12 protein-coding genes are annotated in these 13,306 nt (G+C 71.9%); 4 read left to right on the forward strand and 8 right to left on the reverse strand.

The window, feature by feature from the left end; translation table 11 throughout:
* Window position 1: 1 nt before the first annotated feature.
* Entirely contained in the window at window positions 2–817 is an 816-nt protein-coding gene (gene ddaH, locus GA0115234_RS19075; RefSeq protein WP_176729201.1) for a dimethylargininase, read from the reverse strand.
* 169 nt (window positions 818–986) lie between these two features.
* On the opposite strand from ddaH, the gene GA0115234_RS19080 reads away from it, so the two are divergent.
* Window positions 987–1,637, forward strand: coding sequence for a TetR/AcrR family transcriptional regulator (locus GA0115234_RS19080; protein WP_093543408.1), 651 nt, complete (start codon window positions 987–989; stop codon window positions 1,635–1,637).
* Window positions 1,638–1,744: 107 nt separating this feature from the next.
* Window positions 1,745–2,491: a bifunctional DNA primase/polymerase gene (locus GA0115234_RS19085; RefSeq protein ID WP_093543182.1), complete on the forward strand. Its 747-nt coding sequence runs from the start codon at window positions 1,745–1,747 to the stop codon at window positions 2,489–2,491.
* An 82-nt stretch (window positions 2,492–2,573) separates the two neighbouring features.
* Here the strand turns inward: GA0115234_RS19085 and GA0115234_RS19090 are convergent, their stop codons facing one another.
* From GA0115234_RS19090 to GA0115234_RS19120, 7 genes are all read right to left on the reverse strand, one after another.
* A complete protein-coding gene (locus GA0115234_RS19090; protein ID WP_093543184.1) occupies window positions 2,574–3,512 on the reverse strand; it encodes a hypothetical protein in 939 nt (312 codons plus the stop codon).
* The gene (efeU, locus tag GA0115234_RS19095; protein WP_093543186.1) at window positions 3,445–4,416 is read right to left on the reverse strand and encodes an iron uptake transporter permease EfeU; all 972 of its coding nucleotides are present in this window, start codon (window positions 4,414–4,416) and stop codon (window positions 3,445–3,447) included. Before efeU ends, GA0115234_RS19090 begins: the two co-directional genes overlap by 68 nt.
* A gap of 32 nt (window positions 4,417–4,448) precedes the next feature.
* Window positions 4,449–5,723, reverse strand: a complete 1,275-nt coding sequence (gene efeB, locus GA0115234_RS19100; protein ID WP_093543188.1) for an iron uptake transporter deferrochelatase/peroxidase subunit — start codon at window positions 5,721–5,723, stop codon at window positions 4,449–4,451.
* A 20-nt stretch (window positions 5,724–5,743) separates the two neighbouring features.
* Window positions 5,744–6,880: an iron uptake system protein EfeO gene (efeO, locus tag GA0115234_RS19105; RefSeq protein WP_093543190.1), complete on the reverse strand. Its 1,137-nt coding sequence runs from the start codon at window positions 6,878–6,880 to the stop codon at window positions 5,744–5,746.
* 191 nt (window positions 6,881–7,071) lie between these two features.
* Window positions 7,072–7,911, reverse strand: coding sequence for a heme ABC transporter ATP-binding protein (locus tag GA0115234_RS19110; protein WP_093543192.1), 840 nt, complete (start codon window positions 7,909–7,911; stop codon window positions 7,072–7,074).
* Entirely contained in the window at window positions 7,908–8,915 is a 1,008-nt protein-coding gene (locus tag GA0115234_RS19115; RefSeq protein WP_370804532.1) for a FecCD family ABC transporter permease, read from the reverse strand. Before GA0115234_RS19115 ends, GA0115234_RS19110 begins: the two co-directional genes overlap by 4 nt.
* A gap of 92 nt (window positions 8,916–9,007) precedes the next feature.
* Window positions 9,008–10,087: a heme/hemin ABC transporter substrate-binding protein gene (locus GA0115234_RS19120; RefSeq protein WP_093543193.1), complete on the reverse strand. Its 1,080-nt coding sequence runs from the start codon at window positions 10,085–10,087 to the stop codon at window positions 9,008–9,010.
* Window positions 10,088–10,220: 133 nt separating this feature from the next.
* On the opposite strand from GA0115234_RS19120, the gene GA0115234_RS19125 reads away from it, so the two are divergent.
* Both GA0115234_RS19125 and GA0115234_RS19130 read left to right on the forward strand, forming a co-directional pair.
* Window positions 10,221–11,615: an HtaA domain-containing protein gene (locus tag GA0115234_RS19125; protein ID WP_093543195.1), complete on the forward strand. Its 1,395-nt coding sequence runs from the start codon at window positions 10,221–10,223 to the stop codon at window positions 11,613–11,615.
* Window positions 11,616–11,660: 45 nt separating this feature from the next.
* Window positions 11,661–13,244: an HtaA domain-containing protein gene (locus GA0115234_RS19130; RefSeq protein ID WP_093543197.1), complete on the forward strand. Its 1,584-nt coding sequence runs from the start codon at window positions 11,661–11,663 to the stop codon at window positions 13,242–13,244.
* Window positions 13,245–13,306: the final 62 nt, after the last annotated feature.

Raw genomic sequence — 13,306 nt, forward strand, 5'->3', positions numbered from 1 at the left:
GTCACCCCCGCAGCTCCTGCGTGCAGCACTTCACGCTGCCGCCGCCCTTGAGCAGCTCGCCCAGGTCCATCGGCACCGGCTCGAAGCCCCGCGCCCGCAGCGGATCGAAGAGCCCCGTCGCGGCCTGCGGCAGCAGCACATGGCGCCCGTCGCTCACCGCGTTCAGGCCCAGCGCCGCGGCGTCCGCCTCCCCGGCGATCAGCGCGTCGGGGAAGAGCCGGGCCAGCACCGACCGGCTGCCCGGCGAGAAGGCCCCCGGGTAGTACATGATCTCGTCGCCCGCGTCGTCGAGCACGGACAGCGCCGTGTCCAGGTGGTAGTAGCGCGGGTCGACCAGATCGAGTCCGATCACCGGGCGCCCGAAGAACTCCTGCGCCTCGCCGTGCGAGAGCGGACTGGACCGGAAGCCCCGCCCGGCCAGGACGTACGACGCGGTGACCGCGAAGTCGCCCTCGCCCTCGTTGACGTGGTCCGGCTCATGGATCTCGGTGAAGCCGTTCGCCCGGAACCACGCGCGGTGGGCCCCGGCCTCCTCGTACCGCTCCCGGTACGCGAAGCGGGCGCCCAGCACCCGGCCGCCGATGACGGTGGCGCCGTTGGCGGCGAACACCATGTCGGGCAGGTCGGGGCGGGGGTCGAGCAGCTCCACGGTGTGCCCGAGGGCGCGGTACCGGTCGCGCAGGTCCTCCCACTGGGTCTGGGCCAGGGGGAGATCCACGGGCTTGCTGGGGTCCATCCAGGGGTTGATGGAGTACGTCACCCTGAAGTGCGTGGGCGCGCACATCAGGTAGCGGCGGGAAACGGCTTCACGAGGCAAGAAGGGCTCCTCACGAAAGGCAGGGGTTGCCTGCCGGGGACATCGCACGGGTGTGTGCGTGAGCCCATGGTCCGCTCTCCGGGGCCCCGCGCGCAGTGATCCGAACGGGTGGTTCCCTGCGGCCGGGAGACGATACGTACCGCCTCGTCCCGCTGCTAGATTGGCCGGCATGGTAGAGAACCGGCAGCCCGATGCCAGCCGACGGAACGAGCGCTCCCGCCGCGCGATCCACGACGCGGCGCTCGCCCTGGTCGCGGAGGTGGGTTACCCGAGGACCACCATCGAGGCCATCGCCGCGCGGGCCGGTGTCGGCAAGCAGACGATCTACCGCTGGTGGCCGTCCAAGGCGGACGTCCTCCTGGAGGCCTTCCTGGGCCTCGGCGAGCGGACCGCCGGGCGGAGCGGCGCGGACGCGGCGCAGGGGATCCCGGACACCGGCGACCTCGCGGCCGACCTCAAGGCCGTCCTGCGGGCCACCGTCGACGAGCTGAACGACCCCGCCTTCGAGGCGCCGACCAGGGCGCTCGCGGCCGAGGGGATCGTCGACCCGCGGCTCGGCGCCGTATTCGTCGAGAAGCTGCTCGACCCCTCGTTCGAGCTGTACACCGCCCGGCTGCGGGCCGGCCAGGAGGCGGGCCAGGTGCGCGCCGACATCGACCCGCGCACCGCCGCGGAGCTGCTCGTCGGCCCGCTCACCCACCGCTGGCTGCTGCGCACCCTCCCGCTCACCCATGCGTACGCGGACGCGATCGTCGACCATGCCGTGCGCGGACTGGCACCCCGAGACGCACCCGTCATTTCACGACAAGAAGGTGCATAGTGTCCAGCTCAAGGCGGCGTCGCCCGCACCCCGCTTCGGAAGTCCGGCCCCCCGAGGCGCAGGATGGTGGGACCATGGGCAAGGGCAACGCTGAGGTAAGGGGATAGATGGGCGCCGATTTCGGCCGTTATCGCGGCTCAGAGAGCAAATTTTCCCAATGGCTTCGCCGCCGACCCAAACCGCACCAGAGCGAGGTCGACGACACCGCCCGGGAGGCACTGCTCCTGGCCGTCGCCGAGGCCGGAATGCCGATCGCGCCGGCCGCCCATCCGGTCGGATACCGATGTTCGTGCGAACGCATCGGCTGTCCCACCCCCGCCCGGCACCCCATCTCCTTCGCCTGGCAGACGCAGTCCACCACCGACCGGGCGCAGATCGAGCGCTGGGCCCGCAGCCAGCCGCAGGCCAACTTCATCACCGCGACCGGCATGATCCACGACGTTCTCGACGTGCCGCTCTCCGCGGGCAGCCAGGCGCTGGAACGCCTCCTCGCCGCGGGCATCGACGTCGGCCCCGTCGCCCGCTCCGGCGACGACCGGATGCTCTTCTTCACCGCCACCCGCGGCACGCCCGAGGACGAGGACGAGTGGTGGCCGTGCGAGCTGGACTGCCACCCCGAGACCATGGACGAGCACCCCGGGCTGCGCTGGCACTGCCGCGGCAGCTATGCGCTCCTGCCGCCGGCCCGGCTCCCCGGTGAACTGGACGTGCGGTGGGTGCGCGGGCCGGAGAACCCGCTGCCCGATCCGCTGACCCTGCTGGAGACGCTCACCGACGCCTGCGCCCAGTACGCGGACGCGGCGGACCAGAGCGAGCTCGACCACGACTCGGTGGCGTGGCCGCTGAGCCGTTGAGGCCGCCCGCCCGACCGGTCATGACCGGGGCCGTTCCCGAAGCCGGGGCGGCCCCGGCTCCGTCATGAGTTCTGCGCCGCCGTCATGAGCCCTTGGCCGCCGTCAGGCCCGGCAGCCGGTTCAGCACGGCCACCTTGCCGCCGCCCTTCGACGAGCCCTTCTTCGGGACGTACACCAGCTCGCCGGAGACCCGCTCCTTGGTGAGGGTGGACTTCACCTCACCGGACAGGAGCGCTTCCACGTCCGGGTTGAGCGGCGGGCGCAGCCCCTTCGCCGCGGTCTGCCGCTCGAAGTGCTTGCTGCTGAAGAAGACCAGCGCCCCGCCGTCCTCCGTCTCCAGGCCGAGCGGACCGAACGCGCCGCTGTCCAGCGGCTGGTCGATGTACTGGTACGAGAAGCCCGCCCGCCGGGTGGTCCGGCGCTCCTCCCGCCAGCCCGAGGTGGCGGTGCCGGGGGCGAAGACGTCCGGGGTGCCCTTCTGCAGGTACTGGGTGTACTGGGTGCTCAAGTCCTTCGGGGCCACGGCCAGTTCGGCGCTGTCCGCGGCCACCGGCCTGGCCCCGCCGTCGCCGTCCTTCGCGAAGGCGGGCAGCTGGGCGGTGGCCACGACCGACAGATAGGAGACCTTCCACCCGGCATCGGGCCCGGACTTGACGAAGACGAGCAGCCAGCGGGTGTCCAGCTTCCCGTGGTCCTGGTCGCGGTTGGAGTCGGTGTCCGCGAGGAACCACCGCGGCCAGCCGGCCTTCTTCGGGATGAGATACCTGGCGTCGGTCAGCTCCAGCGGCGAGTGGTCCGGGTTGCCGTCCGGATGGTTCTTCTGCCGCGCCTTCAGCCCGGCCTGGTTGATCGCACCGAGCGCGCCCGTGACCCGGCCCGCGTCCAGGGCCGGGTCGTAGGCCTTGTCCGCCGCGTTGTACGCGGTGGTGAAATCCGAGAGGGCCTTCGCGGCCTCAGACCTGGTTGCCCCCGGCACCACTTCCAGCTCGCCGTGCACCGTCACGCAACCGCTCGCCGTCATCGACAGCACCGTCGCCGTCGCGAGCCCCGTCACCAGCCGAACCGGCCTCAGACTTCTCATCCGTTGCTTTCCGCGCCTTCTGATCCGTCGCCCTTTCTGACCGTCCGAACCCTACCGGGGCGAGGAACAGCGCGAGGGTGGGGATCAGATACAGCGCCCACACCGTGATCTGGAGAACGGTCGGGTCGGGCTGGAAGTTGAAGGTGCCCTTCAGCAGCGTGCCGTACCAGCTGTCCGGCGGAATCGTGGCGCTGATGTCGAACGCCTGGTTGTGCAGGCCCCCGATGAACTCCGCCTCCTGGAGGTCGTGGACGCCGTACGCGAGCACGCCCGCCGCGACGATCACCAGCATGCCGCCGGTCCAGGTGAAGAACTTCGACAGGTTGATCCGCAGCGCGCCCCGGTAGAACAGCCAGCCCAGCACGACGGCGGCCGCGATGCCCAGGAGTGCGCCGATCATCGGGTGCCAGCCGTCGTCCGCCGCGTGCACCGCACGCCACACGAACAGCGAGGTCTCCAGGCCCTCCCGGCCCACCGCGAGGAGCGCCGTGGCGACCAGCGCACCGGTGCCCATCGCGAGCGCCGCGTCGAGCTTGCCGTGGAGCTCCGTCTTCAGGTGGCGCGCGGTGCGCCGCATCCAGAAGACCATCCAGGTGACCAGACCGACGGAGACGATCGACAGCGAACCGCCGAGCGCCTCCTGGGCCTTGAACGTCATCTCCTGCGAACCGAATTCGAGCCCGGCGCCGAACGCGAGACTGACGACGATCGCGATCCCGACACCGGTCCAGATCGGTACCAGCTTGTTCTTGTTGCCGGTCTTCACCAGATAGGCGATGAGGATGCAGACGACCAGGCTGGCCTCAAGGCCCTCGCGCAGGCCGATCAGGAAGTTGCTGAACACGTCTCGGTTCTCCTTTTCTGCTTCGAGTCCCGTTACGAGAACAGCGCCCGGCCCCACCAGTCGTCCTTGTCGCGGACGCCCGGCGGGACGGCGAAATGCGCCGAACCCACGTGCTGGATGTACTCGTTGAGTGCGTCGTGCGCGGCGAGGCGCCGCTGGAGCGGGATGAACGCCTTGCGCACATCGCGCTGGTAGGCGATGAAGAACAGCCCGGCGTCGAGCCGGCCGAGGCCGTCCGTGCCGTCGGTGAAGGAGTAGCCGCGGCGCAGGATCGTCGCACCGCCGTTGCTGTCCGGGTGGGCGAGCCGCACATGCGCGGTCGGCAGCATCGCCTTCAGGAACGGCTCGTCGCGCTCCTTGGCCTTGCCGACCGGGGCGCCCTCGCCCTTGTCGCGGCCGAAGACGTCCTCCTGCTCCTGGAGCGGGGCGCGGTCCCAGGTCTCGATGTGCATCCGGATGCGGCGGGCCACCAGGTACGAACCCCCGGTCATCCAGCCCGCGTCGTCCTTCGCGCCGACCCACACGTGCTTGTCCAGGGCGGCGGTGTCGGTGCCGGCGATGTTCCGGGTGCCGTCCTTGAAGCCCATCATGTTGCGCGGGGTCTGGGCGTCCGGCGTCGTCGAGGACGTCTTGCCGAAGCCCAGCTGGGACCAGCGGATCGCGGTGCGGCCCATGCCGATCCTGGCGAGGTTGCGGATGGCGTGCACCGCGACCTGCGGGTCGTCCGCACACGCCTGGACGCAGAGATCGCCGCCGCTGCGGGCCGCGTCGAGGTTGTCGCCCGGGAACTTCGGCAGCTCGACGAGCGCCTCGGGCCGCTTGTCCTCCAGGCCGAACCGGCCCCTGGCGAAGAGCGAGGGGCCGAAGCCGATGGTCAGGGTGAGCCGGGACGGCTTGAGCCCCAGCGCCTCGCCCGTGTCGTCCGGCGGGGCCTCGGCGAGACCGCCGTACGCCCCGTCGCCGACCGCGTGCCCGGCCGTCATCCGCTCCGCCGCCCGCGTCCACTCCTTGAGCAGCGCGATCAGCTCGGCGCGGTCCTTGGTCGTCACGTCGAACGCGGCGAAGTGCAGCCTGTCCTGTACGGCGGTGGCGATACCGGCCTGGTGCGCGCCGTGGAACGGCACGGCCGCACCGCTGTCCGCGGCCGGGACCGGGTCGTTCCCCGTGTGCACCGCGGCGACCGCGCCACCGGCCGCGACGGCGCCCAGCGCGAGGCCCGCGCCGCCCCAGCCGAGCAGTGCCCGGCGGGACGGGGCGGAACCGGAGGTCTGCTGCGGGGTCTCGTCGGCCCGCGTCTGATCGGACATGCCCGAAGCCCTTCCGCTCGTTACTTCGTCACCGCGGCGGCGAGCCGGGAGAGCGGCTCGGCCAGCGCGTTGACCGCGTCCGACAGCTCCTTGCGGTCCGCCTTGCCGACCTTCTCGTACGAGGTGAACGCGTAGGAGCCCTTGTCCTCGCGGTACTTGTCCAGCAGCGTGTTGAGCTCCGCGAACCGCTTGTCCAGGGTGGTGGTCAGCGCCGCGTCGTTCTTCGAGGCGATCGGCTTCAGCAGCTCGTAGGACTTCTCGGCGCCCTCGACGTTGCCCTTGAAGTCGATCAGGTCGGTGTGGCTGTAGCGCTCCTCCTCACCGGTGACCTTGCCGGTGGCGACCTCGTCGAGAAGCTCCTTGGCGCCGTTGGCCATCGAGGTCGGGGTGATGTCGGCCGTGCCGACCCGCTTCTGCCAGTCGACCAGGTCCTTGTAGAGGACCGGGGCGAGGGCCTTCTCCTCGGCGCCCAGCTTCTTGTCCTGCCACAGCGCCTTCTCCAGGCGGTGCCAGCCGGTCCACTTCTGGCCGTCCTCCAGGCCGTCCTCGCGGATGTCGACCTTCGGGTCGATGTCGCCGAAGGACTCGGCGACCGGCTCGGTGCGCTCCCAGCCGAGCCGGGAGTCCGCGTAGATCTTCTTGGCGGCCTCGATGTCACCGGCGGCGACGGCGTCCGTGAACTTCTTGGCCTTGGGCAGCGTCTCGTCGGCCTGGGCCTGGACGTAGGTGCGGTACTCCGCGACGGCCTTGTCCATCCCGGGGCTGCGCTTGGCCGCGTTGGCGCCGGTGACCTCCAGCTTCTGCCGGATGCCGTGGCCCTTCATGCCGGGCTTGCAGGCGACCTCGTACGAACCGGCCTTGATCTCGGCCGTGATGGTGGCCTTGGTGCCGGGGCCGATGTTCTCGCGCTCGGCGACGATGCGGTCGTCCGGGAACAGGACGTAGACCTCGGTGACCTTGGAGCCCTTGTTCTGCACGGCCAGTTCGATGTGACCGGCCGGCAGCTTCTTCTTCGACACCTCGCAGGAGTCGTCCTTCGCGACGACCTGCACGGCGCCGTCGCCCTTGCCGTCGCTCTTCTGCGCGCAGCCCGTGACGGCGGTCAGAGCGGCCACCGTGGCGGCAGCGGTGACGACGGAGAAACGAACGGCTCGCATACGGGCTCCACATGAGGACGAAGGAGAAGAGGGAGAAGATCGGGACAAAGGCAGGTGAGGCGGACCTAACTTAACCGAGGCTTACCTCAGCGATACCCACCCGTGCAGTGATTCAGCTCTCATCCCGGCGGCCCGGGAACGGGCTGATCACGGACGACCCATGGACTTCCTATGGAAGGGTCAAGTGATGGTCAAGGATCTCTGGTCGGTACGACGAGCGGCGCCCCGGTCCGCGGGTGCGGGAACACCTCGACCGGCTGCCGGTAGACCGCGCCGAGCAGCTCGCCCGTGAACACCCCGGCGGGCGGCCCGGCCACCGCGATCCGCCCGTCGCGCAGCACGGCCGCCCGGTCCGCGTACGCCGCCGCGAGGCCCAGGTCGTGCAGCACCACGACGACCGCGTCCCCGGCGGCGGCCCGCTCCCGGCAGATCCTCAGCACCAGCTCCTGGTGGCGCAGATCGAGCGCGGCCGTCGGCTCGTCGAGCAGCAGCAGCGGGGCGCGCTGCGCCAGCACCCGGGCCAGCGCGACCCGGGCCCGCTCGCCGCCGGACAGCGCGGAGAAGGGGCGTGCGGCGAATTCGGTGACCTCGGTCGCGGCCATCGCCGCGGCGACGGCGGGATCGTCCTCGTCCGCCCGGTCCGTACCGGCCCACGGCGCCCGCCCCATCCGTACGACGTCCTCCACCGGGAAGGGGAACGACAGCGCGGCGGACTGCGGCAGCACGGCCCGGCGCAGCGCCAGTTCGGCGGCCGACCAGCCGGAGGCCGGGCGTCCGTCGATCCGGACCTCACCGCCGTCCGCGGGCAGATCGGCGGCCAGCGCCGCCAACAGGGTCGACTTCCCCGCCCCGTTGGGCCCCACCAGCGCCAGCACCTCGCCCGCGTGCGCGGCCAGGTCGATGGAGTCGAGCACCGGCCGCTGCCCCAGCAGCACCCGCAGCCCGCGCGCCTCGGCGACGGGGGAGCCGGGAGGGACGGGGGAGGGCAGCAGCCGCCCCCGTGCCCGGAACGGATTCTTCAGGGCCCTCATGCCCAACCACCTTGCTTGCGACGGGTCCTGCGCAGCAGCCAGAAGAAGAACGGGCTGCCGAAGAGCGCGGTCAGCACACCGAGCGGCAGCTCGGCGGGATCGGCGACGGTCCGGGCCGCGAGATCGCCCACCACCAGGACCAGGGCGCCGCCGAGCGCGCTGGCGGGGACGAGGAAGCGGTGACCGGGGCCGTTGGCCATCCGCAGCAGATGCGGCACCAGCAGCCCCACGAACGAGATGATCCCGGCGACCGCCACCGCGGCGGCGGTCAGCAGCGCCACGACGAGCACCAGCACGATCCGGAGCCGTTCGACATCGACCCCCAGATGCCGGGCGGGCCGCTCGCCGAGCGCGAGGAGGTCCAGCTTCCGGGCGTGGAACGGCGCGACGAGCAGTCCGAGTACCGCACATGGCAGCACCGCGAGCACCTTGGGCCAGGTCGCCTGGGCCAGCGAGCCCAGCTGCCAGAAGGTGATCTGCGAGATCTGCGCGTTGTCGGCGAAGAAGATGAACAGTCCGATCAGCGCGCCCGCGAAGGCGTTGACCGCGATCCCGGTGAGGATCAGGGTCACCACCTCGGTCCGCCCGCCCGACCGCGACAGCGCGTACACCAGCAGCACGGTCGCGAGTCCGGCGGCGAACGCGCAGACGGTGACGGTCCAGTTGCCGAAGAAGTTCAGCCCGAGCGCGATCGAGGCGACCGCGCCGACCGCGGCACCGGAGGAGATCCCGATCACCCCGGGCTCGGCGAGCGGATTGCCGAACACCCCCTGCATCAGGGCGCCCGCGCAGCCCAGCGACGCCCCGACCAGCAGGGCGAGGACGACCCTCGGCAGCCGTACGTTCCACAGCACGCTCTCGCCGACCCGGTCCAGCGCGGCCCCGCCGAGGCCCAGCCGGTGCTGGACGGAGGAGAGGACGTCGCCGAGCGGGATGCTGTACGCGCCGAGCCCGGCGGAGAGCAGGCAGCACACCAGGAGGGCGGCGAGCAGTCCGGCGGTCAGGGCGAAGGACGAGGAGCGCCGGGGTTTCGGTGTCGTCGGCCGGTCCGGCTCGGCGGTGTCGTCGGCCCGGGTCCGTTCCGTGGAGGCGGTGGTCACTTCTCGGCCCCGTCCTCCGGGTAGAGCCGTGCGATCAGTTCGCTCAGCACCCGGTCCGTGCGCGGGCCGTAGTTCAGCAGTACCCCGTCGTCGACGGAGACGATCCGCCGGTCCATCCCGGCCGGGGTCTCGGCGACCCCCGGGATCTTCACGAGACCGTCGACACCGCCCACCGATTCGAGCCCCTTGCTCATCACCAGGATGGCGTCGGGGGCGGCCTTGGCGAGTGCCTCGCTGGTGATGGCGGTGAAGTCCTTCTTCAGCCCGGACGCCTTGCCCGCGTCGACGGCCCCGGCCGCTTCGAGCAGCGAACTCGCGCCGGACTCCCGGCCGCCCAGCAGATAGACCGAGGCCGAGCCGCGCAGATAGAGGAAGGCGACCCGGGGCTTCTTCCGTCCGTCCGCCGGGGCGGGCACGGACTTCTGTGCGGCGTCGATACGTGACTCGGTGCGCGACTTCAGTTCGGTGCCCGAGTCCGGTACGCCCAGGGCCGCCGCCACGGTGTCGATCCGGCGGCCGACGTCGGAGAGCTGCTTGGCCGGTGCGACGACGACGAGCGGAATACCGGCATCCCGGATCTGGTCGATGGCCTCCGCCGGGCCGGTCGTGGACTCGGCGAGCACGAGGGTCGGCTTCAGCGACAGCACGCTCTCGGCCGAGACGTCATGGGCGCGGGTCACCACGGGGAGTTTCGCGGCCTGTTGGAAGGTGGCGGTGATGTCCCGGGCCACGACCTGCTTGCCGAGGCCCAGCGTGAAGACGATCTCGCTCAGCCCTCCGGTCAGCGGAACGATCCGGTCCGTCGAGGCGACGGTGACCTCGGCGCCGTCCGCCGACTTCACCGTGACGGGCAGTCGCGGCTTCGGCGTGGTGGCGAGGGGTTCGATCCGGTCGGCGGTGGTACCGGCAGCGGCGGCGGGGGCCTTGGTGTCCGTGTTGCCGCCGCAGCCGGTCAGGACGAGGGCCAGGGCGAGGGCGGCGGTCAGGGCGCCGAGCGGCCGACGGGCCCCGGCCCGCCCGCGCCCTGGCCGCCGGCCGGCCTGCCCCGGTGGGGCGAAGTCCTGCGAGAAGCGCACGGGGGCACCTTCCTGTCGTTGTGCGGCGGTGGTTCGTCACGGTCCGCGAAGAATGTGGCGGAAGGGGTCCCTCCACATGTCGCGTAGTGCTTAGGTTAGCCTTACCTCAGTTTCTCGATTCCGGAGGGGTTCCATGCTGCCGTCCAGACCTGCCCGCGCACTTGCCGTCATGCTTCTGACGGCGGTGCTGGGAGCCCTGCTCCCGGTCGCTTCCGCGCAGGCGGCGAGCCGTACGGTGCAGGGCGGCAGGCTGGACTGGGGCATCAAGTCCTCCTTCCAGAGCTATGTCACCGGCCCGATCGCGAACGGCAGTTGGAGCCTGACCGGCGGAGCCGCCACGGTCGGCGGCAGCCAGTTCCGGTTCCACTCCGCCACCGGCTCCTACGACCCGGCGACCGGGGCCTTCACCTCGGCCTTCAGCGGCGGGGTCCACTTCCTCGGCCACCGCAAGTCCGACGGCGGCCATGAACTGGACCTCACCATCAGCCGCCCCACCGTCCGCATCGCGGGCGGCGGCGGCACCCTGTACGCCGACATGGTCGGCAAGGACCGGGGGAGCGGCCGGGTGACCTCGGCCGCCCAGGTGCCGCTCGCGACGCTCGGCCTGTCCGGGATCGAGATGAAGGGCGGTACCACCCCCGTCGCCCTCCGCGACATCCCGGCGACCCTGACCGCGCAGGGCGCCAAGGCGTTCGCCGGTTACTACACGGCCGGCACCCCGCTCGACCCGGTCAGCCTCTCCGTGGACACCGTTGCCCCGGCCGGGAAGCCGGCCCCCTCGAAGTCCCCCGGGAAGAAGCCGCAGCCGAAGAAGACCGCGGCGGCCGCCGGGCGCTTCGAGGACGCCGCCGTCGACTGGGGGGTCCGCCGGACCTTCCGCGAGTACGTCACCGGCTCCATCGGCAAGGGGAAGTGGACCCTCGCCGACGGAGCCCAGGACGGCGGGGCACTCTTCCGCTTCCCGCGCGGCAAGGGCACCTACGACCCGGAGGAGCAGAGCCTGGACGCCGGATTCGCGGGCAGCGTCCGGTTCACCGGCGCCGACGGGCTCGATCTGGAGCTGTCGTCCGTCGCGGTCCGGGTGAAGGCGGGCAAGGGCACGCTCTCGGCCGACGTCCACAGCGACGGCGACCGGCGCGAGGGCGTCCCACTCATCACCTTCACCGCGAGGGACTTCGCGCCGAAGGACGGTCTCGCCGTCCTCACCGAAGCCCCCGCCACCCTCACCGCCGACGGCGCGAAGGCGTTCGGCTCGCTCTACCGGGCGGGCACCGCGATGGACCCGGTCTCGCTGGCCGTCGCCGTCGACGCCGGGGCCGAACTGCCCGCCCTGCCCGACCTGGGCAGCGCCCCCGACCCCTCGTCCGAGCCGTCCGCCCCGGCCACGGAGAAGGCCACCCCCGCCGCGGCCGCGGCGGCCGACTCCAGCACCGGCCTGTACCTGGGCCTCGGCGGCGGCGTGCTCGTCGCCGCGGCGGGCGCGCTGTACCTCGCCCGTCGCCGCGGCACCCGCCGGACCACCGAATAGACCCCCGTCCCACCCCCCCCCCGTTTCCTGAGGAGATCAACGACCATGGCAGCCACCCGCCGTCCCATAGCCCTCACCGCCGCTGTCGCCACGGCGGCCGCCCTCGGCGCCACCGTGTTCGCCCTTCCGGCGCTCGCCGCCGACGGCGGCGCGCCCACCGCGGCGCCCGAGCTGGAGCTGAAGGACGGCACGCTGGAATGGGGTGTCAAGGAGTCCTTCCGCAAGTACCTCGCCTCGTCGTTCTCCGGCGGGAAGATCACCGTCAAGGACGGTGCCGTCCAGGCGCCCGGCAACGGGGTGTTCACCTTCGCCGACGGCAAGGGCACGTACGACACGGCCACGCACGGCACCGACACCGCCTTCGGCGGCGGCGTCAACTTCTACGCCCACGGGGGCGTTCTCGACATCACGCTCTCCGACGTGAAGCTCGCCACGACCGGTACCGGCGGCGCGATCACCGTCGACGTCACGACCCCCAAGGGCACCCGCGACGACGTGAGGTTCGCGGACCTCGACCTCTCGGCGGTGAAGCCGGGCCGGGGCGAGGGCGGCGCGATGGTCTTCAAGGACATCCCGGCGACGCTGACGAAGGCCGGTTCCGAGGCGTTCGACGGCCAGTACAAGGAGGGCGACGCGCTCGACCCGGCCACCCTCTCGGTGAAGGCCGTATCGGCCCCGACCACCGAGCCCACCGGGAAGCCGACCGAGGAACCGACCGGAAAGCCCTCCACGGAGCCGACCACCGAGCCCACCGGCAAGCCCACCACGAAGCCCACCGAGCCGACCACCCACCCGACCGGAAAGCCCACCTCGACCACGTCCCCCTCGGACAGCACCACCGACGAACCGGCCGTCGACAGCGGCGAGATCGTCGGCGGCACCCTGGACTGGGGCGTCAAGAAGTCCTTCCGCTCGTACGTCACGGGCCCGATCGCCCACGGCAGGATCGAGACGACGGCCGGTGCCACCGCGTCCGGCGACGGCTACCGGTTCCCCGACGCGACCGGCCACTTCGACGCCGCGAAGCAGACCCTGAACGCCGAATTCGACGGCAAGGTCCGCTTCCTGGGCCACGAGGAGAACGGCGCGTACACCCTCGACCTCTCCCTGACCGGCCTGGAGATCCAGGTGAACGGCGCCCGGGGCACCCTGATCGCCGACGTCTCCACCAAGGACCGCGCGACCAAGAAGGTCTCCACGTACACCAATCTGGCCGTCGCGGACCTGAAGCTGCCGAAGGGGCGGCTCGCCGCCAAGAATGGCGTGGTGAACCTCTCGGCCGTCCCGGCGGCCCTCACCGCCGACGGCACCAAGGCCTTCGGCGGCATGTACCCGGCGGGTGAGCAGCTCGACGCGCTGACCGTCGCGGTCGCCCTCGACAAGGACGCCGAACTCCCGGGCGCCGCGGGCGGTTCCGGCACCGCGGGCACCACCGGTTCGACGGGCGGCTCCACGGCCACCGGCGGCAGCGTGGGCGGCTCGGTCGGTGGCGGCTCCGTCGGCGGCGCGGGCTCCCTCGCCGCCACCGGTTCCGACCTCCCCACGGGCGCCCTGATCGCCGCCTCGGGCGTGGTCGTGGCGGCCGGTGCCGGAGTGGTGATCGCGGCCCGCCGCCGCCGTACCGCCTGACCCGTCCGCGTCCCGGGACGGCACCGCCCGGGTGGACCGGCCGAACGGCCACCACCCGGGCG

It is taken from the genome of Streptomyces sp. DvalAA-43 (assembly GCF_900091725.1).
Lineage (GTDB): Bacteria > Actinomycetota > Actinomycetes > Streptomycetales > Streptomycetaceae > Streptomyces > Streptomyces pulveraceus.